This is a genomic window from Streptomyces sp. NPDC032198 (assembly GCF_040636975.1).
Taxonomy (GTDB): domain Bacteria; phylum Actinomycetota; class Actinomycetes; order Streptomycetales; family Streptomycetaceae; genus Streptomyces.
In genome coordinates this window covers 194,725-217,187 of the sequence record NZ_JBEZVL010000010.1, presented here as the reverse complement: position 1 = coordinate 217,187, position 22,463 = coordinate 194,725, and the positions used below count along the sequence as shown (strand labels likewise).

General features: G+C 71.1%; 26 protein-coding genes. 5 read left to right on the top strand and 21 right to left on the bottom strand.

What is annotated here, in order from left to right; translation table 11 throughout:
• Window positions 1–19: 19 nt before the first annotated feature.
• Window positions 20–1,258, top strand: a complete 1,239-nt coding sequence (locus AB0E78_RS26885) for a methyltransferase domain-containing protein (RefSeq protein WP_361837287.1) — start codon at window positions 20–22, stop codon at window positions 1,256–1,258.
• A gap of 58 nt (window positions 1,259–1,316) precedes the next feature.
• On the opposite strand, the gene AB0E78_RS26880 is transcribed toward AB0E78_RS26885, so the two are convergent.
• From AB0E78_RS26880 to tsaB, 6 genes are all read right to left on the bottom strand, one after another.
• The gene (locus tag AB0E78_RS26880) at window positions 1,317–2,615 is read right to left on the bottom strand and encodes a sigma-70 family RNA polymerase sigma factor (protein WP_361837756.1); all 1,299 of its coding nucleotides are present in this window, start codon (window positions 2,613–2,615) and stop codon (window positions 1,317–1,319) included.
• A 101-nt stretch (window positions 2,616–2,716) separates the two neighbouring features.
• The gene (locus tag AB0E78_RS26875) at window positions 2,717–3,073 is read right to left on the bottom strand and encodes a YciI family protein (RefSeq protein WP_361837284.1); all 357 of its coding nucleotides are present in this window, start codon (window positions 3,071–3,073) and stop codon (window positions 2,717–2,719) included.
• Between the two features lie 234 nt (window positions 3,074–3,307).
• A complete protein-coding gene (locus AB0E78_RS26870) occupies window positions 3,308–3,565 on the bottom strand; it encodes a hypothetical protein (protein ID WP_361837281.1) in 258 nt (85 codons plus the stop codon).
• Complete coding sequence (gene tsaD / locus AB0E78_RS26865; protein ID WP_361837278.1) at window positions 3,562–4,662, bottom strand: tRNA (adenosine(37)-N6)-threonylcarbamoyltransferase complex transferase subunit TsaD; 1,101 nt, start codon at window positions 4,660–4,662, stop codon at window positions 3,562–3,564. Before tsaD ends, AB0E78_RS26870 begins: the two co-directional genes overlap by 4 nt.
• A complete protein-coding gene (rimI, locus tag AB0E78_RS26860; RefSeq protein WP_361837754.1) occupies window positions 4,655–5,128 on the bottom strand; it encodes a ribosomal protein S18-alanine N-acetyltransferase in 474 nt (157 codons plus the stop codon). Before rimI ends, tsaD begins: the two co-directional genes overlap by 8 nt.
• Window positions 5,129–5,157: 29 nt before the next feature.
• Window positions 5,158–5,814, bottom strand: coding sequence for a tRNA (adenosine(37)-N6)-threonylcarbamoyltransferase complex dimerization subunit type 1 TsaB (tsaB, locus tag AB0E78_RS26855; RefSeq protein ID WP_361837275.1), 657 nt, complete (start codon window positions 5,812–5,814; stop codon window positions 5,158–5,160).
• A gap of 108 nt (window positions 5,815–5,922) precedes the next feature.
• Here tsaB and AB0E78_RS26850 point away from each other — a divergent pair, with 108 nt between their 5' ends.
• Complete coding sequence (locus AB0E78_RS26850; RefSeq protein ID WP_361837272.1) at window positions 5,923–6,474, top strand: hypothetical protein; 552 nt, start codon at window positions 5,923–5,925, stop codon at window positions 6,472–6,474.
• Here AB0E78_RS26850 and AB0E78_RS26845 read toward each other — a convergent pair.
• The 6 genes from AB0E78_RS26845 to AB0E78_RS26820 all read right to left on the bottom strand — a co-directional run bounded on the left by AB0E78_RS26845 (window position 6,446) and on the right by AB0E78_RS26820 (window position 11,952).
• The gene (locus AB0E78_RS26845; protein WP_361837270.1) at window positions 6,446–6,631 is read right to left on the bottom strand and encodes a hypothetical protein; all 186 of its coding nucleotides are present in this window, start codon (window positions 6,629–6,631) and stop codon (window positions 6,446–6,448) included. The genes AB0E78_RS26850 and AB0E78_RS26845 overlap by 29 nt on opposite strands.
• 147 nt (window positions 6,632–6,778) lie before the next feature.
• On the bottom strand, window positions 6,779–7,291 hold the full coding sequence (tsaE, locus tag AB0E78_RS26840; protein ID WP_361837267.1) for a tRNA (adenosine(37)-N6)-threonylcarbamoyltransferase complex ATPase subunit type 1 TsaE: 513 nt from the start codon (window positions 7,289–7,291) through the stop codon (window positions 6,779–6,781).
• Window positions 7,292–7,302: 11 nt separating this feature from the next.
• Window positions 7,303–8,511, bottom strand: coding sequence for an alpha/beta hydrolase (locus tag AB0E78_RS26835; protein ID WP_361837264.1), 1,209 nt, complete (start codon window positions 8,509–8,511; stop codon window positions 7,303–7,305).
• 13 nt (window positions 8,512–8,524) lie between these two features.
• Window positions 8,525–9,685 carry an alanine racemase gene (gene alr, locus AB0E78_RS26830; protein ID WP_361837262.1) on the bottom strand — a complete coding sequence of 387 codons (1,161 nt, stop codon included), beginning with the start codon at window positions 9,683–9,685 and terminating at the stop codon, window positions 8,525–8,527.
• A 400-nt stretch (window positions 9,686–10,085) separates the two neighbouring features.
• Entirely contained in the window at window positions 10,086–11,561 is a 1,476-nt protein-coding gene (locus AB0E78_RS26825; RefSeq protein WP_361837259.1) for an NAD(P)H-hydrate dehydratase, read from the bottom strand.
• Window positions 11,562–11,583: 22 nt separating this feature from the next.
• Entirely contained in the window at window positions 11,584–11,952 is a 369-nt protein-coding gene (locus tag AB0E78_RS26820) for a holo-ACP synthase (RefSeq protein ID WP_361837256.1), read from the bottom strand.
• A 100-nt stretch (window positions 11,953–12,052) separates the two neighbouring features.
• Between AB0E78_RS26820 and coaA the strand changes: the two genes are divergently transcribed.
• Both coaA and AB0E78_RS26810 read left to right on the top strand, forming a co-directional pair.
• Window positions 12,053–13,051, top strand: a complete 999-nt coding sequence (coaA, locus tag AB0E78_RS26815; RefSeq protein WP_361837253.1) for a type I pantothenate kinase — start codon at window positions 12,053–12,055, stop codon at window positions 13,049–13,051.
• Between the two features lie 60 nt (window positions 13,052–13,111).
• Complete coding sequence (locus tag AB0E78_RS26810) at window positions 13,112–14,059, top strand: DUF389 domain-containing protein (protein WP_361837250.1); 948 nt, start codon at window positions 13,112–13,114, stop codon at window positions 14,057–14,059.
• Here AB0E78_RS26810 and glmM read toward each other — a convergent pair.
• The 4 genes from glmM to AB0E78_RS26790 form a co-directional block, all read right to left on the bottom strand.
• A complete protein-coding gene (gene glmM, locus AB0E78_RS26805; protein ID WP_361837248.1) occupies window positions 14,056–15,414 on the bottom strand; it encodes a phosphoglucosamine mutase in 1,359 nt (452 codons plus the stop codon). The genes AB0E78_RS26810 and glmM overlap by 4 nt on opposite strands.
• 91 nt (window positions 15,415–15,505) lie before the next feature.
• Window positions 15,506–16,027 carry a 30S ribosomal protein S9 gene (gene rpsI / locus AB0E78_RS26800; RefSeq protein ID WP_249588321.1) on the bottom strand — a complete coding sequence of 174 codons (522 nt, stop codon included), beginning with the start codon at window positions 16,025–16,027 and terminating at the stop codon, window positions 15,506–15,508.
• A gap of 42 nt (window positions 16,028–16,069) precedes the next feature.
• Window positions 16,070–16,513, bottom strand: coding sequence for a 50S ribosomal protein L13 (rplM, locus tag AB0E78_RS26795; RefSeq protein ID WP_361837244.1), 444 nt, complete (start codon window positions 16,511–16,513; stop codon window positions 16,070–16,072).
• A gap of 213 nt (window positions 16,514–16,726) precedes the next feature.
• Window positions 16,727–17,938 (bottom strand): glycosyltransferase family 87 protein, encoded by a 1,212-nt coding sequence (locus AB0E78_RS26790; protein WP_361837242.1) that lies wholly within the window; start codon window positions 17,936–17,938, stop codon window positions 16,727–16,729.
• 74 nt (window positions 17,939–18,012) lie between these two features.
• On the opposite strand from AB0E78_RS26790, the gene AB0E78_RS26785 reads away from it, so the two are divergent.
• Window positions 18,013–18,858, top strand: a complete 846-nt coding sequence (locus tag AB0E78_RS26785; protein ID WP_361837240.1) for a hypothetical protein — start codon at window positions 18,013–18,015, stop codon at window positions 18,856–18,858.
• A gap of 33 nt (window positions 18,859–18,891) precedes the next feature.
• On the opposite strand, the gene truA is transcribed toward AB0E78_RS26785, so the two are convergent.
• The 5 genes from truA to rpsM all read right to left on the bottom strand — a co-directional run bounded on the left by truA (window position 18,892) and on the right by rpsM (window position 22,448).
• A complete protein-coding gene (gene truA / locus AB0E78_RS26780; protein ID WP_361837238.1) occupies window positions 18,892–19,746 on the bottom strand; it encodes a tRNA pseudouridine(38-40) synthase TruA in 855 nt (284 codons plus the stop codon).
• Window positions 19,747–19,826: 80 nt separating this feature from the next.
• On the bottom strand, window positions 19,827–20,324 hold the full coding sequence (gene rplQ / locus AB0E78_RS26775) for a 50S ribosomal protein L17 (RefSeq protein ID WP_361837235.1): 498 nt from the start codon (window positions 20,322–20,324) through the stop codon (window positions 19,827–19,829).
• 130 nt (window positions 20,325–20,454) lie between these two features.
• Complete coding sequence (locus AB0E78_RS26770) at window positions 20,455–21,477, bottom strand: DNA-directed RNA polymerase subunit alpha (RefSeq protein ID WP_016645160.1); 1,023 nt, start codon at window positions 21,475–21,477, stop codon at window positions 20,455–20,457.
• Window positions 21,478–21,597: 120 nt separating this feature from the next.
• On the bottom strand, window positions 21,598–22,002 hold the full coding sequence (gene rpsK / locus AB0E78_RS26765) for a 30S ribosomal protein S11 (protein ID WP_003948617.1): 405 nt from the start codon (window positions 22,000–22,002) through the stop codon (window positions 21,598–21,600).
• A gap of 65 nt (window positions 22,003–22,067) precedes the next feature.
• Window positions 22,068–22,448, bottom strand: a complete 381-nt coding sequence (gene rpsM / locus AB0E78_RS26760) for a 30S ribosomal protein S13 (RefSeq protein ID WP_135332566.1) — start codon at window positions 22,446–22,448, stop codon at window positions 22,068–22,070.
• Window positions 22,449–22,463: the final 15 nt, after the last annotated feature.

Here is a 22,463-nt window from a genome sequence, read left to right as displayed (position 1 = left end):
ATCCACCGACTGGCCCACAATGGACCGGGTGAACGACCTCGACCGTGATCCGACTGCCTCGACCGCCCTGACCTCCTTCTCCGCGCTGCTCACCCCCGAAGGCCGGTCCCTGCTCGACCTCGACGAGGTGCGGGAGGCCGATCCGGCCCGGGAGCTGGCCGTCGCCACCCGGCTGCGCCGCGAGCACCCGGCGGAACTGGTCACGGCGGTGCTCGCGCAGGCGCGGCTGCGGCGGCGGGCGGTGGCGAAGTTCGGCGCCGATGACGCGGGGCGGATGTTCTTCACGCCGAACGGCGTCGAACAGGCGACCCGTACGAGTGTGGCCGTGCACCGCGCCGAGAGCTTCCGGGCGCTCGGCGTACGCGGTGTCGCCGACCTCTGCTGCGGCATCGGCGGCGACGCCATCGCGCTCGCCCGGGCCGGGATCGCCGTCCTCGCCGTCGACCGCGACCCCCTGACCTGCGCGGTGGCCCGCGCGAACGCGCACGCCCTCGGACTCGGTGACCTCATCGAGGTGCGCGAGGCCGATGTCACCGAGGTCGACACGTCCGCGTACGACGCCGTCTTCGTGGACCCGGCGCGGCGTGGCGGGCGGGGCCGCATCTTCGACCCGGAGGCCTACTCCCCGCCCCTCTCCTGGGCCGTCGAGGCCGCCCGCAAGGCCCCGCACGCGGCGCTGAAGATCGCTCCCGGCATTCCGCACGAGGCGGTTCCCGCCGATGCCGCGGCGGAGTGGATCTCGGACGGGGGCGACGTGAAGGAGGCCGTGCTGTGGTTCGGCACGGACGTCCCGTCCTCGCACCGCGCGACGCTGCTGCCCTCGGGCGCCTCCCTGTGGTCCTCGCTCGACGCGATGCTGCCGGATCCGGAGGTGCGGCCGGTGGGGCGCTATCTGTACGAGCCGGACGGCGCCGTCATCCGTGCGCATCTGGTGGCGGAGGTGGCCGCGCGGGTGGAGGGCGGCCTGATCGACGAGACCATCGCGTACGTCACCTCCGACGCACCGCACGAGACGCCGTACGCGGTGGCGTACGAGATCACCGATCAACTCCCCTTCGGAGTGAAGAAGTTGAAGGCGCTGCTGCGGGAGCGGGAGGTCGGCATCCTCACGGTGAAGAAGCGGGGATCGGCGGTGGAGCCGGAGGAACTGCGCCGCAAGGTGAAGCCGCAGGGCAAGAACGCGGCGACGGTGTTCCTGACGCGGGTGGCGGGCGCGCCGGCGATGCTGATCGGGCAGCCGGTGGCGGCGGGGCGCTGAGAACCGGCCGCGCCGAGGCCCCGGGCACCGTCGATCACCGGCTCCGCCGAGTTCGTCCTCAAACGCCGGACGGGCTGATTCCGTCCGCCCGCCCCAGCAGCAACTCCCGCTCCCGCTCGTTCCGCGTCAGCCCCGCCGCCCGCTCGAACTCCGCCCGCGCCTCCGCCGCCCGGCCGAGGCGCAGCAGCAGGTCGCCCCGCACACTCGGCAGCAAGTGGTAGTCCTTCAGGGCGGGTTCGGCCGCGAGGGCGTCCACCAGGTGCAGGGCCTCCGCCGGGCCCGAGGCCATCGACACCGCCACCGCACGGTTCAGCTCGATCACCGGTGACGGGGTGCGGGCGACAAGCAGGTCGTACAGGGCGACGATCCGGGGCCAGTCCGTGTCCTCGTACGACGAGGCGTTCGCGTGGCAGGCGGCGATCGCGGCCTGGAGCGCGTACGGCCCAGCCGCGCCCGGAGCCGCCGAGTGCGCGCGTGCGAGCGCCGCGAAGCCCCGCCGGATCAGCGGCCGGTTCCAGTGGCGGCGGTCCTGGTCCGCGAGGAGTACCGGCTCGCCCTTCGGCCCCGTCCGCGCCGCCGAGCGGGACGCCTGGAGCTCCAACAGCGCTGCCAGGCCGTGCACTTCGGGCTCCCGAGGCATCAGCCCGGCAAGGACCCGGGCCAGCCGCAGGGCGTCCTCGCACAGGGCGGGGCGCAGCCAGTCGTCGCCCGCCGTGGCCGCGTACCCCTCGTTGAAGATGAGGTAGATGACTTCGAGCACCGAGCCGAGCCGGGCCTCGCGCTCGGCCCCGTACGGGACTTCGAAGGGCACGCCCTTGGCGGCGAGGGTGCGTTTCGCGCGCACGACGCGCTGGGCCACCGTCGCCTCGGGGACCAGCATCGCGCGGGCGATCTCCGGCGTCGTGAGGCCGCCGAGCAGCCGCAGCGTGAGCGCGATGCGGGCCTCGGCGGAGAGCACCGGATGGCAGGCGGTGAAGACGAGGCGCAGGAGGTCGTCGTCGATGTCGTCGGGGTCGGTGGGCTCGTCGACGTGGGGCGGTGCCGCCTCCAGGTCGCGGCCCATCTCCGCCAGCTTGCGCGCGTAGCGCTCCCTGCGGCGTACGAGGTCGATGGCGCGACGCTTGGCGGTGGTCATCAGCCACGCGCCCGGGTTGTCGGGGACGCCGGTCCGCGGCCACTGCTCCAGCGCGGCGACCATCGCGTCCTGCGCCAGCTCCTCCGCGATACCCACGTCGCGCACGACCCGCGCGACCCCCGCGATCAGGCGCGGGGACTCTATCCGGAAGACGGTCTCGATGGCGCGGTCAGGGGTGTCCGGGGAGGCCCCGCGCGGGGGCTCTGAGGGGTGGGCCGTCACGGCCACCCATCAGAGCACCCCCACGGCGACTCCGCAAAGGTTCTCGACCACCCGAGGGCAGGACCTCAGCCCTCAAGGAACCTCAGCTCTTCTCAAGGGCCTCAGCCCTCGACGATCTCCCGGACCTCCGCCGTCACCGTCCACTGCTCGTCGTGGGTCTTCAGGAAGCGGCTCGCCCACTCGACCGCCTCGGCCCGGTCCTTGCACTGCGTGATGGAGTAGCCGCCGACGACCTCCTTGGCCTCGGTGAACGGCCCGTCCGTGACGGAGAGTCGGCCGCCCTTCCAGTGGACCTGGGTGGTGTCGGAGCTCGGCGTGAGGCCCGCGGTGTCGAGCATGACCCCGGCCTTGCTGATCTCCTCCAGGAGCGCGCCCATGCGCTCGCCCATCTCGGGGCTGGGACCGCCCTCGGGGGAGTTCTTCTCGTCGACGCGGATCATCGTCAGAAAGCGCGGCATGGTCATGTCCTTTCGGCGGTCACGTGCCCTGCGGGCCACATGACGGGCGGGGCTTCTTCCCGCCTCTCACCTCTGCGTCGAACGGGAGACGCCCGGATCGACATCGCCGCCCAGATTCTTCGAAGATTCTTTTTGAACGTCGAGGTGCGGGGCGGGCCCGGTGCGCCGGTCGGCGAGTACTGCGTGCCGCGAGAGGAGCAGCGCGGCGAGCACCACCGGGACGTCCGTCCGGGCTCAGTCCAGGCCCACCGACTCGAACCGCCACCTGTGCACCGCCCGCGTCACCAACTCCGGTGCGGGCTCCGGGATTTCGGGGAGGTCGTCGTCGTAAGCGGCGTCCCACCAGGTCAGTACGAGGACCCGGTCCTGCGGGGCGCGGAAGCTCTCCCGGCGGACCGGGGCACCGTCCAGGACCTGTGCCCGTGCCCACGCGAGCAGTTCATCGCCCCGTCCGTCGGCGGCACGGGCCTCCCACATCAGCGCGACGGTCACGAGTACAGGTTCTCCTTGCTGACCTCGTGCACATGGTCGTGGGCGTGGCCGGGGACGTGCGGCTCCGTCACCGGGAGCGAGGAGTCCGCCGAGAGGTCCCAGTCGGAGGCCGAGCGATTGCGTGCCACCATCTCCGCGCCGAGTGCGGCCACCATCGCGCCGTTGTCCGTGCACAGCTTCGGCCGCGGCACCCGCAGCCGGATCCCGGCCGCCTCGCACCGCTCCTGGGCCAGCGCACGCAGCCGCGTGTTGGCGGCCACCCCGCCGCCGATCATCAGGTGGTCGACGCCCTCGTCCTTGCAGGCCCGTACGGCCTTGCGGGTCAGCACGTCGACGACCGCCTCCTGGAAGGACGCCGCCACGTCACGCACGGGAACGTCCTCGCCCGCGGCCCGCTTGGCCTCGATCCAGCGCGCGACGGACGTCTTCAGGCCGGAGAAGGAGAAGTCGTACGCGGCGTCGCGCGGCCCGGTGAGGCCGCGCGGGAACGCGATCGCCTTCGGGTCGCCTTCCTTCGCGTACCGGTCGATGACGGGCCCGCCGGGGAAGCCCAGGTCGAGCACCCGCGCGATCTTGTCGAACGCCTCGCCCGCCGCGTCGTCGATGGTCGCGCCCAGGGGGCGTACGTCCGAGGTGATGTCGGTGGAGAGCAGCAGCGAGGAGTGGCCGCCGGAGACGAGCAGCGCCATCGTCGGCTCGGGCAGCGTGCCGTGCTCCAGCTGGTCCACGCAGATGTGCGACGCCAGGTGGTTCACGCCGTACAGCGGCTTGCCGAGCGCGTACGCATACGCCTTGGCCGCCGAGACGCCCACGAGCAGCGCGCCCGCGAGACCCGGCCCCGCGGTCACCGCGATGCCGTCGAGGTCGGACGCGGCGACCCCCGCTTCCTTCAGGGCGCGGTCGATGGTCGGCACCATCGCCTCCAGGTGCGCGCGCGAGGCGACCTCGGGCACGACACCACCGAAGCGCGCGTGCTCGTCGACGCTGGAGGCGATGGCATCGGCGAGCAGGGTGGTGCCGCGGACGATGCCGACGCCGGTCTCGTCGCAGGAGGTCTCGATGCCGAGAACGAGAGGTTGGTCGCGCGAGTCAGCCATGGGTGTCGGTTCCTTGTACGGAAGATGATGGATCGGTCAGACGCATGACGAGGGCGTCCACGTTGCCCGGCTGGTAGTAGCCGCGCCTGAAGCCGATGGGCTCGAAGCCGAAGCGCTCGTACAGCTTCTGCGCCCGGGTGTTGTCGACCCGCACCTCGAGCATGACCTCGGAGCACTCGAAGGCGGTCGCCGCGCCGAGGAGATCGGCCAGGAGGCGCGAGCCGAGCCCCGTGCCCCAGTGGCTCGGGGCCACCGCGATGGTCTGTACGTCGGCCTGGTCACCGGCGGAGGCGAGCCCCGCGTACCCGACGAGCCGGTCCCCATCCGTCGCGACCACATAGCGGCGGGTGGCCATCGGCCCGCGCGCGTGGGCGAGCTCGGACCAGAACATGCCGCGCGACCAGGCGTCGTCCGGGAAGAGTTCCTTCTCCAGGACGAAGACCGGCTCGATGTCCCACCAGCGCATCTCGCGCAGGACGACTGTCGTCACGGATGTCACTTGGGGGTGACCACCTTGTAGTTCTTGGGGACCTGCGCGTCAGGACGGCGCAGGTACAGCGGCCTGGGGGCCAACAGCTCCTCGCCGGCGGCGAGCTTCTCCGCGGCCAGCGAGGCGAGCGAGGCCGCCGAGACGTGCTCGGGGGCGCGGGCGTCCGGGAAGGTCTCGGGGTAGAGCACCGCGCCGGCGCCGACGGCGGGCAGACCCGCCACCTCGTCCGCGATGTCGGCGGGGCGGTCCACGGCGGCCTCGGTGAGGCGGGTGCGCGGGTCCGCGTACCGCGCCCAGTAGACCTCCTTGCGCCGCGCGTCCGTGGCGACGACGAAGGGACCGCTGTCGATGCCCGATGCGTAGGCGAGGCCGTCGAGCGTGCACACCCCGTGCACCGGCACGCCGAGCACGAGGCCGAAGGTGTCGGCGGTCATCAGGCCGACACGCAGACCCGTGTACGGGCCGGGGCCCACGCCGACGACGATGCCGGTCACGGCGTCGAGTCTGAGCCCGGCGTCGGCGAGCACCCGGTCGACGGCGGGCAGCAGCAGCTCTCCGTGGCGGCGGGCGTCCACCTGGCTGGAGGCTGCGACGACGGACGAGCCGTCGTGCAGCGCGACGGTGACGGCGGGGGTGGCGGTATCCAGAGCGAGCAAGAGCACGCGAATAGCCTACGGCTCCGACGCCCGGAGCACGGCCGACCGAGGATGCCGCACACCTGCTGCTAACGTCACCCCGTAGCCGTACGGAGTACGAAGAGGGTGGCGCAGGTGTCCAGGAGCAGCTCGGGATTCGTGGCCGGCCTCACCGCCGCCGCGCTCGCCGCGGTCGGCTTCCTCGCTTACCAGGCATCGGCCAGCGCGCCGGACACCGTGGGCAAGAAACCGGACGCGTCCCCTTCCGCGCCGACCACCCGCTCCCCCAAGGAGAAGGCCGACCCGAAGACCGTCCCGGCACAGTCCGGCGCGGGCGAGCGGGTCGTCTACTCGGTGAGCGAGGACCGCGTGTGGCTGGTCGGCGGCTCCGGCAAGACGCAGCGCACCTTCAAGGTCACGCCGAGCACGGTGGACCCGGTCCCCGGCACGTACGCCGTCACCTCGCGCTCGGGCACCGTCACCGGAACGGACGGTGTGGCGATCGAGCACGTCGTGCGTTTCGCGAGCGTGGACGGGATCGCGATCGGCTTCAGCGCGGCGACGGACGGCTCGACGCCGAAGCCCGACCCGTCGAAGAAGACCGGCGGCATCCGCGAGTCGCGCAAGGACGGCAACGCGATGTGGGAGTTCGCGACGATCAGCAAGAAGGTCGTCGTCGTTCCGTAGCCGCGCCGCCCCTGGGTGCCGGATCGCGCGGCGGTGTGGAGACCGCGCTCGCGGCCACGCAGGACGCCAGCAGATCGCGCATGGAAATCCCCGATGGCTCCGACGGGCCCGGCAGCGCGTGCGGCCGGGTCGTGGCGTCACGTTCTGAAGCCGACATGGATGCCTCCTGGGCTCCGGGGGCAGACGTGGTTAGGTAGACCTAACCAGTACCGGTATCCATGTGACCACGCGCGGAGCGCGCCGCGCAACATCTTGCCGACGCCTTGTCGGAATGTTGGGCGAAAAGACGAGGGTCAGGGCGGAGTCAGGCCGAAAGCAGCGTGAGGTCGGCCTCGGCCCACCGTGTTCCGACCCCGGTCAGCGTCACTTCGCGTACCTCGTCCGTGGTGTCGCCGACGGTCCGGTCGATGACGACGCGCAGCCGGTCGTCCGAGAGCTCCTCGACCTTGCCGTCGCCCCACTCCACGACGATCACCGATTCGGGCAGCGAGACGTCGAGGTCGAGGTCCTCCATCTCGTCGAGCCCGCCGCCCAGGCGGTACGCGTCCACGTGCACCAGGGGCGGGCCGTCGGAGAGTGACGGATGGACGCGGGCGATGACGAAGGTCGGCGACGTGACGGCGCCGCGCACGCCGAGGCCTTCGCCCAGGCCGCGGGTGAGGGTCGTCTTGCCGGCGCCGAGCTCGCCGGTGAGCATCACCAGGTCGCCGGGGCGCAGCAGCTTGGCCAGGCGGCGACCCAGGTCGCCCATCTGTTCAGGGGAGGTGACCGTGATGCCGAGGGTGTTCACGGGGGCCGGGTTGTGCGGTGCTTCCATGCCCACCCACGTTAGCCGCTGGACGTCCGTGCATCGGCCGAAGCGGGCACCGCTCCCGCCCGTACGAGAAGGTCCGCGAGGCGGTCCGTGACCACCTCGGGGTGCTCCAGCATGGCCAGGTGCCCGGCGTCCGGGACGAGCACGAGCTCGGCGTCCGGGAGCAGATCGGCGATGACCTCACTGTGCTCGCTGGGTGTGACCAGGTCCTTGTCACCGGCCAGGACGAGCACCGGGAGCTCGGCGAAGTACTTGAGCGCCTCCGTCTTGTCGTGCTCGGCGAACGCCGGGTAGAACTCCGCGACCACGTCGATGGGCGTCGACTCGATCATCCGCTCGGCGAACCGCGAGATCGCCGGGTCCACGTCCCTCGACGAGAACGAATAGCGCTTGATGATGCCGGCGAAGAGGTCCGCGGTGGCCCGCCGCCCCTTCTCCACCAGCTCGGCCTGCGATCCGAGCGCCTTCAGGACACCCGGCAGCACCCGCCGCACGGCGTTCATCCCGGCGACGGGAAGGCCGAAGTTGACCTGGCCGAGCCGCCCGGACGACGTACCGACGAGGGCGACGCCGACGACGCGCTCGCGGATCAGCTCGGGGTAGTGGTCGGCCAGCGCCATCGTCGTCATGCCGCCCATGGAGTGCCCGACGAGGACCAGCGGCCCCTCGGGCGCCGCCGCGTCGATGACGGCCTTCAGGTCACGCCCCAACTGGTCGATGGAGACCGGCGTGCCGTTCGTCTGGGCCACGCCGCGCGCCGAACGGCCGTGGCTGCGCTGGTCCCAGTACACGCAGCGCACGACGCCGCGCAGGGCCGCCCGCTGGAAGTGCCAGGAGTCCTGGCTCAGGCAGTACCCATGGCTGAAGACGACGGTGACGGGAGCGGGCGTCCTGCGCCCGAAGAGCCTGCGTCGGCGCGGTGTCTGAGCGCTGTCCGGCTCGACCTCGTCCACCTCGTACGAGAGTTCCGTGCCGTCGTCCGCGTACGCCTGGCCCGGCAGGCCGCGCAGCGAGCCGTACGGCCCGGACGCGTCGAGTGCGAGCCGCGCCTTCTTGCGCATGCCGCGGCCCACGGTCAGCCGCTCGATGGCGACACCCGCCGCGGCGCCCGCGGCGACGACACCGATCGCGGCACCGGCGAAGCCGGCCCTGCGCCAGTTTCCGGCCGCCGCGGCGACCTCCGCCACCGCGTCCGCGGCCGCCCCCGTGCTGGTCTCGCTCACGTGCCGCTCCTCCTCAGACGCCGTCCGCTGTCGGCCGCTCATTCACATAGACGCGCGGGACACGCGATCCGATGCGCGTGACGATTTCGTACGCGATGGTGCCCGCCGCCTGCGCCCAGTCCTCGGCGGTCGGCTCGCCCCGGTCACCGGGGCCGAACAGGACGGCTTCGGAGCCGACCGCCGGCTCGTCACCGCCGAGGTCGACCACGAACTGGTCCATCGCCACCCTTCCCGCGACGGTCCGCAGCTTGCCGCCGACGAGCACGGGTCCGGTGCCGGACGCGTGACGCGGGATCCCGTCCCCGTACCCGACCGGGACGAGTCCAAGGGTCGTCTCGCCGGGGGTGACGTAGTGATGCCCGTAACTCACGCCGTGACCCCCCGGGGCGTGCTTCACGAGGGCGAGCGAGGCGCTGAGCCGCATGACGGGCCGCAGCCCGAACTCCTCCGAGGTGCCGACCTCGGGGCTGGGCGAGATGCCGTACATCGCGATCCCGGGACGTACGAGATCGAAGTGCGTCTCCGGAAGCGTGAGCGTGCCGGGCGAGTTGGCGATGTGCCGCACCTCGGGGCGGATTCCCCGCTCCTCGGCGGCCGCGACCATCTCGTGGAACAGGGCGAGTTGGGCCGCGATGGACGGGTGTCCCGGCTCGTCGGCGCACGCGAAGTGCGACCAGATCCCGGTGACGCGCACCAGGCCCTCGGTCTCGGCCTGCCGTGCCTGCGAGACGAGTTCGGGCCAGTCGGCGGGCATACAGCCGTTGCGTCCGAGCCCCGTGTCGGCCTTCAACTGGATGCGGGCCGTACGCCCCACGGCCCGCGCGGCGGCGGACACTTCGCGCAACGCCCAGAGTCCGCTCACCGACATGTCGAGATCGGCCTCGATGCCCTCGCGCCAGGGCCCGCCCGGGGTCCACAGCCAGCACATCAGGCGCCCCTCGATCCCGGCGGCCCGCAGCGCGAGAGCCTCCTCCGGGGTCGCGGTGCCCACCCAGGTGGCTCCCGCCTCGACGGCGGCGCGGGCGCAGGGCACCATCCCGTGGCCGTACGCGTCCGCCTTCACGACGGCCATGAAGGCGGCTCCCGGCGCGTGCGCACGCAAAGCCCGCACGTTGGCCCTCAGGGCGGCCAGGTCGATCTCGGCGCGGGCACGCAAAGGTGCGGTCTCAGTCATAACGCCGACCAGTGTCTCAGAGCCCGCTGACACCCTGGCAGCCGCGCGGCGCCTTGCGGCCCGGGATCAGCCCCTGCGCTCACCAGGGCGGCGCCCCTCCCCGCAGCGTCACAGGGGTGGGCAGGCGAGTGACCCACGTGCGGATGGGCGGGTCGGGGATCTCCGGCTCGGGTGGGCCGGGGCATGGGCAACACCGGCGGGGGCCCTGCCCCCGCGCACCCGCGGTCGGCAGCACACCGGAACCGAAGCAACCCCGCGGCCACCGGACGATAGCGAGGACGGACATACCGGCGGCCCCGCACCCCCACACGGACCGACACCGCACCCAGCACGGCAGCGCAGCTCAGCACCTCAAGACCCAAACCCAAGACCCAGCGAACCCGCACCGCCAAGCCGGACGCTAGTCCCCCCGCACATCCCGCCAAGCCAGCGGAATCGCCTCAGCCACATCGTGTGCCCCCACCGGCGCCCCATCCGCCGCACGACGCCCCGCGAGGCCATGCAGATACGCCCCCACGGACCCCGCGTCCCGCGCACCGAGCCCCGCAGCGAGCAAAGCCCCGGCCAGCCCCGAAAGGACGTCCCCGCTGCCCGCGGTGGCCAGCCACGGCGTCCCCGTCGGGTTGACCCGCACAGGGCCCTCCCGGCCCCCAGGATCCGCGACCAGCGTCGTAGAGCCCTTCAGGAGCACCGTCGCCCCGTACCGCCCCGCCAGCTCCCGCACAGCATCCAGGCGCCCACGCTCGACCTCCTCCCGCGCAACCCCAAGGAGCGCCGCCGCCTCCCCCGCATGCGGCGTCAGCAAGGTCGGCGCCGCCCGCCCCCGCACGGCCCCGGCGTCGGCGAGCCGCAGCCCGTCCGCGTCGATCAGTACGGGCACATCCGCGCCGACCACGTCCGCGAGCCGCTCGGCATCGTCCCCGAGCCCCGGCCCGACCACCCAGGCCTGCACCCGCCCGGCCTTGGACGGCGGCCCGGCGGAGACGAGGGTCTCCGGGAACCGCGCGATGACGGCGTCCGCCGCGTGCCCCACGTAGCGCACGGCCCCCGCGCCACCCCGCAGCGCACCGGCGACGGCGAGCACCGCCGCCCCGGGGTACCGGGCGGACCCGGCGACGATCCCCACGACGCCCCGCCGGTACTTGTCGCTCTCCCCGGTCGGCATGGGCAGGAGCGAGGCCACATCGGCGTACTGAAGAGCCTCAACACCACCCACACCACCACCATCCGCACCGGCACCGGCACCGGCACCGGCGCCCAGCTCAAGCCCGATATCGACGAGCCGCACCACCCCCGCGTACTCCCGCCCGGGATCGATCAACAGCCCCGGCTTGTGCACCCCGAAGGTCACCGTCACATCGGCGCGCACGGCTTCGCCGACGACCACCCCGCTGTCCGCGTCGACCCCGCTCGGCAGATCCACGGCGACCACGGGGGTTCTCAACTCGCGTACAGAAGCAGTCAGTTCAGCGGCAGGGGCCCGCAACCCACCCTTCCCCCCGATCCCCACGATCCCGTCCACGACAAGATCCGCCCGGCGCAGCACACCCTCCGCGCCCCCGGTGGCGACAACCCGCCCCCCGGCCGCCCGAAAGGCCGCCACCCCGCCCTCATGCACCCGTTCGGGCGAAAGCAGCACCGCGGACACCCCGGCCCCACGCCGGGCAAGCCGCGCCCCGGCGTACAGCGCGTCGCCGCCGTTGTCCCCGCTCCCCACGAGCAGCACGACCCGGGAGCCGTACACCTTGCCGAGCACCTCGGCGCAGACCACCGCCAGGCCGGCCGCCGCCCGCTGCATCAGGGCACCTTCCGGCACCCGCGCCATCAACTCCCGCTCAGCAGCCCTGACCGTCTCCACCGGGTACGCAGTACGCATACCCCCGAGTGTCACCCAGGGCCTAGCCCTCAGCAATCACCACGGCGGACGCCACCCCCGCGTCATGGCTGAGCGAGACATGCCAGGACCGCACCCCCAGCTCGGCGGCCCGCGCGGCCACCGTCCCCTTCACCCGGAGCCGCGGCTGCCCGCTCCCCTCGACGTACACCTCCGCGTCCGTCCAGCGCAGCCCGGCCGGCGCGCCCAGCGCCTTGGCCAGCGCCTCCTTGGCCGCGAACCGCGCCGCCAGCGAGGCGATCCCGCGCCGCTCCCCGCTCGGCAGGAGCAACTCCCGCTCCACGAACAGCCGCCCGGCCATCCCTGCCGTACGCTCCAGCGCCGCCTCGAACCGCTCGATCTCGGCCACGTCGATTCCGACCCCAATAATCACGAGCAGCAGCCTACGAGGCCGGGCACCCTAACCCTTCGAGCCCCGCAGTGGGTGACGCACCCCACCCCCCGGCTCGTTCAAACAGCCGTAACAATGGACTGTGATCTCATCGGTCTCCGAACCCCCGACGACCGCGCGGAGCGCCCACCGGCACAGGCCGGAGGCGACTCCCTACGTCGACCTCACCCGCACCGAGTGGAGCGCCCTGCGTGACAAGACGCCGCTCCCCCTGACCGCCGCGGAGCTGGAGGAGCTGCGCGGCCTGGGTGATGTCATCGACCTGGACGAGGTGCGGGACATCTATCTGCCGCTCTCGCGCCTCCTCAACCTCTACGTGGGCGCCACGGACGGTCTGCGCGGCGCCCTGAACACGTTCCTCGGCGAGAAGGGCTCCCAGTCGGGCACGCCCTTCGTCATAGGAGTCGCGGGTTCGGTGGCCGTCGGCAAGTCGACCGTCGCCCGCCTCCTCCAGGCCCTGCTCTCCCGCTGGCCCGAGCACCCGCGCGTCGAGCGGGTGACGACCGACGGCTTCCTGCTGCCCACCAAGGAGCTGGAGGCCCGGGGCCTGATGTCCCGCAAGGGCTTCCCGGAGTCGTACGACAGAAGGGCCCTGACCCGCTTCGTGGCGGACATCAAGGCGGGCAAGGACGAGGTGACGGCGCCCGTCTACTCCCACCTGATCTACGACATCGTGCCGGACCAGCGCCTCACGGTCCGCCGCCCCGACATCCTCATCGTCGAGGGCATCAACGTCCTCCAGCCGGCCCTCCCCGGCAAGGACGGCCGCACCCGCGTGGGTCTCGCCGACTACTTCGACTTCAGCGTGTACGTGGACGCGCGCGCGGAGGACATCGAGCGCTGGTACCTGAACCGCTTCAAGAAGCTCCGCGCCACGGCCTTCCAGGACCCGTCCTCGTACTTCCGCAAGTACACCCAGGTCTCAGAGGAAGAGGCCCTGGACTACGCCCGCACGACCTGGCGCACGATCAACAAGCCCAACCTCCTGGAGAACGTGGCCCCCACGCGGGGCCGTGCCGCCCTGGTCATCCGCAAGGGCCCCGACCACAAGGTGCAGCGCCTGAGCCTGCGCAAGCTCTGACCTCCGGGCCCCGGACGGGCCCCGGGCGGGCCCCGGACCGCCGCCAGCTACCCTGCGCGCATGCTGCATCTGCGCCTGATCACCCCGGCGGACAAGACGGACGACGTGCTGCGCCTGATCGAGACGACGGTCGGCGCCACGCACCTGGCCGTCATGCCGGGCGCGGCCCGCAACCCCGCGGGCGACGTCGTGACGTGCGACGTCGCCCGTGAGGCTGGCGACACGCTGATCGGCGGCCTGCGCGAGCTCGGCATCGACGAGTCGGGCTCGATCGCGCTGGAGAACATCGACCTGTCGCTGTCCTCGCGCGCGGACAAGGCGGAGGACGACGCGCCGGGCGAGGGCGTGGACGCGGTCCTGTGGGAGCAGCTCTCCGACGCGACGCACGAGGAGTCGACGCTCTCGGTCACGTACCTGGCCTTCATCACGATCGCCACGATGATCGCGGCCTGCGGTGTCGTCCTCGACAACGCGATCCTGATCGTGGGCGCGATGGCGGTGGGCCCCGAGTTCGGCCCGCTGGCGGGCTTCTGCACCGCGCTCGTCCAGCGCGCGCCGCGGCTCGCCCTGCGCTCGCTGATCGCGATCCTGGCGGGCTTCGCCGTCGCCATGGCGGTGACCGTGGGCTTCAGCTTCTTCATGGACGCGGTCGGCCTCTTCAGCGAGAGGCAGCTGGACCAGGACCGCCCCAACACCGGTTTCGTCTACGCGCCCGACTGGTTCTCGTTCGTCGTGGCGGTCCTGGCCGGAGCCGCGGGCATGCTCTCGCTGACCTCGGCCAAGTCGGGCGCCCTGGTGGGCGTCGCGATCTCGGTGACGACGGTCCCCGCAGCGGCCAACGCGGCGGTGGCACTCAGCTACGGGGACGCGCGACAGACCTGGGGGTCCACGGAGCAGCTTCTGCTCAACCTGCTCGGGATCGTCTTCGCCGGTACGCTCACGCTGCTCGCCCAGAAGCTGCTCTGGGCCAGGCAGCACGAACGTACCGCGAAGGCACGACGGGCCTAGCCCAGCGCCGACTTCACCACGTCGGCGAGGCGTCCTGCCACGGACCGGGCCTGCTCGATGTCGGCGGCCTCGACCATGACGCGCACCAGCGGCTCCGTGCCGGAGGAGCGCAGCAACACCCGGCCCGTCTCGCCCAGTTCACGCTCGGCCTCGGCGACGGCGGCCGTCAGCTCGGCGGAGGTGCTGACACGCGACTTGTCGACGTCGGGCACATTGATCAGGACCTGCGGAAGCCGCTCCATGACCCCGGCGAGCTCCGCGAGCGAACGCCCGGTCTCGGCGACGCGCGCCGCGAGCAGGAGGCCCGTCAGAGTGCCGTCACCCGTGGTCGCGTGGTCGAGGATGATCACGTGCCCGGACTGCTCGCCGCCGAGGGCGAAGCCGTGCTCCTTCATCGACTCCAGGACGTACCGGTCGCCGACGGCGGTCTGCACGAAGGCGAGGCCCTCGCGCTCCATGGCGATCTTGAAGCCGAGGTTCGACATGACCGTCGCGACCACGGTGTCCGAGCGCAGCGTGCCGTGCTCGCGCATGGCGAGCGCCAGGACGGCGAGGATCTGGTCCCCGTCGACCTCGGCACCGGTGTGGTCCACGGCGAGGCAGCGGTCCGCGTCCCCGTCGTGCGCGACACCGAAGTCGGCGCCGTGCTCGACGACGGCGGCCTTCAGGAGGCCCAGGTGCGTGGAGCCGCAGCCGTCGTTGATGTTCAGGCCGTCCGGCTTGGCGCCGATCGTGATGATCTCCGCGCCGGCGCGCGCGAACGCCTCGGGCGAGACCCGGGCGGCGGCGCCGTGCGCCTCGTCGAGGACGATCTTCAGTCCGTCGAGGCGGTTGGGGAGCACACCCAGGAGATGCGCGACGTACTGGTCGAGGCCCTGGTCGTACGTGGTGACCCGGCCGACGCCCGCGCCCGTGGGGCGCTGCCAGGGAGCGCCGGTGCGGTGCTCCTCGTAGACGGACTCGATGCGGTCCTCCAGCTCGTCGGCCAGCTTGTGGCCGCCGCGCGCGAAGAACTTGATGCCGTTGTCCGGCATGGCGTTGTGGCTCGCGGAGAGCATCACGCCGAGGTCGGCGCCCAGCGCACCGGTGAGATGCGCCACCGCGGGGGTGGGCAGCACACCGACGAGCTGGACGTCCACGCCCGCGCTCGCGAGACCGGCGACCACCGCGGCCTCAAGAAACTCCCCTGACGCGCGCGGGTCACGCCCGACCACCGCGACGGGTCGATGGCCCTCGAACGTCCCCACCTCACCGAGCACATGAGCCGCTGCCACGGAGAGCCCGAGCGCGAGCTCGGCCGTCAGATCCGCGTTGGCGACACCGCGCACGCCGTCCGTACCGAAGAGTCGTCCCACTGCTGTCCTCCTCCAGGGGTTTTTCGATAAACGAACGCCCCGGCAGCACACAACGTGCCGCCGGGGCGAACGAAAAGTACAAGCAGGCAGATTAGCGCTTGCTGTACTGCGGAGCCTTGCGGGCCTTCTTGAGACCGGCCTTCTTGCGCTCAACCGCACGGTCGTCACGCTTGAGGTAACCGGCCTTCTTGAGGGCGGCGCGGTTGTTGTCGACGTCGGCCTCGTTCAGCGCACGGGCGACACCGAGACGGAGCGCACCGGCCTGACCGGAGACGCCGCCACCCGAGATGCGGGCGATGACGTCGTAGCGGTTGTCGAGCTCGAGCACCTTGAAGGGCTCGTTGACTTCCTGCTGGTGGACCTTGTTCGGGAAGTAGTCCTCGAGCGTGCGCCCGTTGACCTTCCACTTGCCGGTGCCCGGAACGATCCGGACGCGCGCGATGGCGTTCTTGCGACGGCCCAGGCCGGCGGCCGGCTGCGGGTCGCCGAAGCGCGCGGCGTTCGACTCCGAGGTGTACTCGCCCTCGACGGGCGCCTCGGACTCGGTGGTGTACTGCTCTACGTCAACAACCTCGGTCTCTTCGACCGGCTGCTCAACGGTGGTCTCGGCCACGATTCTCCTCAGAATTCTTTACGTCTTTGGGGGTGGCCGGAACTACTGCGCGACCTGGGTGATCTCGAACGGGACCGGCTGCTGAGCGCCGTGCGGGTGCTGGTCGCCCGCGTAGATCTTCAGCTTCGAGAGCATCTGACGGCCCAGGGTGTTCTTGGGGATCATGCCCTTGATGGCCTTCTCGACGGCCTTCTCGGGGTTCTTCGCAAGAAGCTCGTCGTAGCGGACGGAACGCAGACCACCCGGGTAGCCGGAGTGGCGGTACGCCATCTTCTGGGTCTTCTTGTTGCCGGAGAGGTGAACCTTCTCGGCGTTGATGATGATGACGAAGTCGCCCATGTCCATGTGGGGGGCGTAGATCGCCTTGTGCTTGCCCCGCAGGAGGTTGGCGGCAGTGGTCGCCAGACGACCCAGGACGATGTCCTGAGCGTCAATGACGTGCCACTGGCGGGTCACATCGCCGGGCTTGGGGCTGTACGTACGCACTTCGTAGCCTTCGCTTCTTCAGTGGATGGGGTCCAGACACACGGCACCCAGGAAGCGATCATGCAGCTGGGGCTCACAATGCCGGGGACGCTGCCCGTATGCGAGCCACTGGTAACTGCTCCAGGGAACCGTTACGTATGGGCCCTTCGCGTGAGAACGATGACACCAATACGCATAACAATCGTCGAGACTACCCGCGCCGCCCCGTACGGGTCAAAACGCGGCTCCGGAGACCGGCACCGCCGACTCCCCCGCCTCAGGCACGTCTGCACTTTCCAGCGTGGCCCCGCCCGCCCGGACGCAGCTCCGGGCGACCGTGAGCGCCAGCACACAGAGCGTCACGGAGTCCCGGAAGGCCCGCCTGGTGCCCGGCTCCAGCCAGGGCCAGGCGAACCCCGGGATCTGCGGTAGGAGCGCCAGCCAGAACCACGGCCCCCGGGCCACCGCGCCGGGCTCCCCGGCCCCGGCGAGCAGCAGCGGCACGACGACGAGGAGATAGTGGTCGTACGACGGCCTGGACACCAGGAAGGCCGCCAGCATCAGCATCACGGCCGTCTCGGCCACCCGCTGCTCCACCGTCCCGACACCGCCCCGCCAGCGCCGCCACGCACACCACACCCCGGCACCCGCGGCCACGAGGGCCAGCAGCGTCGCCGCCCCCTGCGGCACCCCGAGGCGCGGCAGCACGGCCGCGGGCGACGCCTCATAGAGCCGTACGAAGCTGTCGTCGCCCCGCAGCAGGAACGGCAGCGTCCGCGTGAAGAAGCCCGCCGGGTCCGGCATCGCGAGCGCCGCCCCCGCAGACACCACCGCGGGCACGAGCACCGCGGCCCCCAGCGCCCGCCACTGCCGCGCGAAGACGAAGAGCAGCACCACGGGAGCGAGCAGCGGCTTCACGGCGACGGCGGCCCCGATCACCAGACCCGCGGCCACCCACCTGCCCCGGCACACGAACAGCAGCGCGAGCGGCAGCGCGGCCGCCGACGCCACGGTCCAGTTGCCGAGGTCGACGAGGTGCCCGAACGGCGCGAACCCCACGGCGAGCGCGAGCAGCCCGAACACCGCGAACCGGCTGCGCCACGGCACCCCGTGGATCCGCAGCGCACACCCCCACCCGAAGACGAGCGAGGCGGCGACCCCCGCCGGGACGAGGAACCGCACGACGGCCTGCGGGAGCACCGCCTGCGGCACGGCGGCGAGCACGGCACCCGGCAGATAGAGGAAGTGCCGGTCGGCGTAGGGCGAGCGCCCCTCCAGCCAGGCCTCGGCGGCCCGCACCACGATGGCGTTGTCCATCCCGCCGTCCGGGCCGCGCAGCCCCACCCGGACGACCGCGGCGAGCAGCACGGCCCCGAGCGCCGCCCAGGCATGCCAGGTCACCGGCCGCAGCAACCACCCATTAACAGCTACTTTGCCCGTATTCATAGCGATCAGGCTAGGTCGGACCCCTCCCCCGGCCCCCGCTCAACATCCCCAACTCCCCGTCTAAGATGCGGCGCATGAGCTTTGGGCAAGGGGGACCTCAGTGGGGTCCAGGGGATTCACAGACCCCTGACTGGGCGGCGCTCGCCGAGGCGTCCGAATCGCGCACCCGGCGCCGCAAATGGCTGATGATCGGCGGCGGCGCGCTCGCCACCGTCGTGGTCGCCGCCGCCGTCGCCATCGCGGTCGTCTCCGCGAACAGCGACAACACCTCCACGTCGAACAAACCGGCGAGCGAGCTGCCCTCGACCGCGGACATCCCCGGCGCTAGCGAGAAGCCCGGCCCGTCCTTCGAGGAGACGACGCCGCCGCCCCCGCCGGACCCCAAGGAGTTCATCTCCAGCGCCAAGAAGGACAAGGCACCGCTCAGCGCCGACATCCTCTTCCCGGGCAAGACGCTGACCTCGGGCGACCGCGTCTACAAGAAGGGCGCCACCAGCGGTACGAAGAAGTGCGCGAGCGTCACCCAGCCCAAGCTCGCCGCGGTCCTCACCAAGCACGACTGCACGCAGCTCTTCCGCGCCAGCTACGTGAAGGACAACATCGCCGTGACGGTCGGCGTCGCCGTCTTCGACACGGCGGCCCAGGCCGCCAAGGTCAACGACGAGGCGAACGAAGGCCTGGTCACCGCGCTGCCCGGCAAGGGCGTCCCCGCCTTCTGCCAGACGGCGGTGTGCCGCGGCACCTACAACGCCTACGGCCGCTACGCCTACTTCACGACGTCCGGCTTCACCAGCGACAAGGACGTCACGCCGAAGGAGCGCAAGGTCTACACGGTCGGCGACGACCTGGGCCGCTTCGCCTTCGGCCAGATCAACCGGCGGGGCGAGGCCCAGGCTTCCGCCGCGGCCAACGCCCCGTAGCGGTCCGGCAGTCGGGCGTCCGGCAGCCGGGGCTCAGCAGCACCCGGCGCCGGGCAACGTCCGCTTGTTGCGCGCCTCTTTGCTGCGCGCGGCGAGCAACTCGTCGGCGGGGTAACCGACTTCCTCAAGGGTCAGTCCGTGCGGCCGTACGACGTGCACGGCGGAGTCCCGCACCCCGGCGGCAAGAACCTTGGCGGGCCACTCCACGGGCCGGTGCCCATCACCCACGAACAACATCGCCCCGACCAGGGACCGCACCATGTTGTGGCAGAAGGCATCGGCCCGCACGGTCGCTTCGAGGATCCCGTCGGCCCGCCGCTCCCATCGAAGCTCCTGCAGCGTACGAATGGTCGTGGCGCCCTCGCGCTTCTTGCAGTAGGCGGCGAAGTCATGCTCGCCGAGGAGCCTCTCGGCGGCGGCATTCATGGCATCGAGGTCCAACTCCCAGTCGTGCCACAGCACATGACTGCGCAACAGGGGGTCGACACCGCCCGGGTGATCGGTCACGCGATAGGCGTATCGCCGCCACACGGCCGCGAACCGCGCGTTGAACCCGGCGGGAGCCTCCGCCACTTTCCAGACCCGCACATCGTGCGGCAGGCGCCCGGCAAGCCGCCGCAGCAGCTTGTCACTGTGCTCGGCCCAGACGCTCTCCGGCAGATCGACATGGGCGACCTGCCCCCGGGCGTGCACCCCGCTGTCGGTCCGCCCGGCGACGGTCAGCTCGTACGTCTCCTGCGACCGCGTCACGGTCCGCAGCGCGCTCTCGATCTCGCCCTGGACGGTCCGCTGCCCCTGCTTCTGCTTGGCCCAGCCGGAGAAGTCCTTGCCGTCGTACGAAAGATCGAGACGCACCCGCACGAACCCGGGCTCTACTTCATCACTCACACCAACATCCTCTCAGCCGGACCGGCATGCGAAAGCGGGCCCGCCCCGAAGGGCGGACCCGCTCACTGCAAGGCAGAGCCTCAGGCGTCCTTGGACTCCTCGGCAGCGTCCTCAGCCGGCTTCGCGTCCTCGACGGGCGCGTCGTCCTTCTTGAGGGCGTCTTCCTTGACGGCGCGCTTCGTGGCCGCCTCGGCCTCACCGGTGGCAGCCTGCGCCACGGTCAGGGCCTCGACCAGCTCGATGACAGCCATGGGCGCGTTGTCGCCACGACGGTTACCGATCTTGGTGATACGGGTGTAACCACCCGGGCGGTTCTCGTAGCGCGGGCCGATCTCCGTGAAGAGCGTGTGCACGATGCTCTTGTCGGTGATGACGGACAGCACCTGGCGGCGGTTGTGAAGGTCACCCTTCTTCGCCTTGGTGACCAGACGCTCCGCGTAGGGACGCAGACGACGGGCCTTCGCCTCGGTGGTGGTGATGCGGCCGTACTCGAAGAGCTGCTTGGCGAGGTTCGCCAGCAGAAGCTTCTCGTGCGCGGCGCTGCCGCCCATACGGGCACCCTTGGTGGGCTTCGGCATGGTGTTTCTCCTTGTTGTCTGCCCCGGCCGTATCAGGTACCGGGGTCAGTGGCACCGCGCCCCGTAAGGGGCGCGGGTCTGTATCAACATGCGGCTCCGCCGCGCGGGCGCGACCGGGCCACAGGCCAAATCAGTACTGCTCGGTCTCCACGAAGCCCGCGTCCGCGTCATCGTCGGCGCCGAAGGCGTCAGCGGCGGCGGTCGGGTCGAAGCCGGGAGGCGAGTCCTTCAGCGCGAGGCCCATGCCATTGAGCTTCATCTTGACCTCGTCGATCGACTTCGCACCGAAGTTGCGAATGTCGAGCAGGTCCGCCTCGGAGCGGGCCACGAGCTCGCCCACCGAGTGGATGCCCTCGCGCTTGAGGCAGTTGTACGACCGAACGGTGAGCTCGAGCTCCTCGATCGGCAGGGCGAGATCGGCGGCCAGGGCCGCGTCCGTCGGCGAGGGGCCCATGTCGATGCCCTCGGCGTCGATGTTGAGCTCGCGGGCCAGACCGAACAGCTCGACCAGGGTCTTACCGGCGGACGCCATGGCGTCACGCGGGCGCATGGCCTGCTTGGTCTCGACGTCGACGATCAGCTTGTCGAAGTCGGTGCGCTGCTCGACACGCGTGGCCTCGACCTTGTACGTGACCTTGAGAACCGGCGAGTAGATCGAGTCGACCGGGATGCGCCCGATCTCCTGACCGACCTGCTTGTTCTGGACGGCGGAGACGTAGCCGCGACCGCGCTCGACGGTCAGCTCCATCTCCAGCTTGCCCTTGCCGTTCAGCGTGGCGAGGACCAGGTCGGGGTTGTGCACCTCGACACCGGCCGGCGGGGCGATGTCAGCGGCGGTGACGAGACCGGGACCCTGCTTGCGCAGGTACATCACGACGGGCTCATCGTGCTCGCTGGAAACGACCAGCTGCTTGATGTTGAGGATGAGGTCGGTGACGTCTTCCTTGACGCCCGGCACGGTGGTGAACTCGTGCAGGACACCGTCGATGCGGATGGACGTGACGGCCGCACCCGGGATCGAGGAGAGAAGGGTCCGACGCAGGGAGTTGCCGAGGGTGTAACCGAAGCCCGGCTCCAGCGGCTCGATCACGAACCGGGAGCGGAATTCGTCGACGACCTCTTCGGTCAACGAGGGACGCTGAGCGATCAGCATGAAGTGATTCCTTCAGTCATGGGCACCCACTATTTGATGCCCTTGAGTACTGCAAGGGTACGGGCGGTGAGGCTCCGAGGAGCCGCACCGCCCGAGAATCCCTGGGTCAAGCGACGTGCGTCAGACGCGGCGACGCTTGGGGGGACGGCAGCCGTTGTGCGGCGTGGGGGTGACGTCCTGGATGGAGCCGACCTCGAGCCCGGTCGCCTGAAGCGAACGGATCGCGGTCTCACGGCCGGAGCCGGGGCCCTTCACGAAGACGTCAACCTTGCGCATGCCGTGCTCCTGGGCGCGACGCGCGGCCGACTCGGCGGCCATCTGCGCGGCGAACGGAGTCGACTTGCGCGAGCCCTTGAAGCCGACGTGGCCGGCGGAGGCCCAGCTGATCACGTTGCCCGTGGGGTCCGTGATCGAGACGATGGTGTTGTTGAACGTGCTCTTGATGTGGGCGTGCCCATGAGCGACGTTCTTCTTTTCCTTGCGGCGCACCTTCTTGGCAGCGCCCTGACGACCCTTGGGGGGCATCTATTACTCCTACGGGAGGTGGTCGGTCCTGCAGCGACAGCTGTCGATAGACCGCTGAGCGAGGACTACTTCTTGCCCGGCTTCTTCTTACCGGCGATGGCGCGACGCGGGCCCTTGCGGGTACGAGCGTTCGTGCTGGTGCGCTGACCGCGGACGGGCAGGCCACGACGGTGACGAAGACCCTGGTAGCAACCGATCTCGACCTTGCGGCGGATGTCGGCCTGGATCTCGCGGCGGAGGTCACCCTCCGTCTGGATGTTCGCGTCCACGTACTCGCGGATCTTGATCAGGTCCTCTTCGGACAGATCACGAACACGGGTGTTGCGGTCCACACCGGTGGCGTCCAGCGTCTGCTGAGACAGCGTGCGGCCAATGCCGAACACGTACGTGAGGGCAACCTCGACACGCTTTTCGCGCGGGAGGTCAACACCTTCAAGGCGTGCCATTCAAGGCTCCTGTTG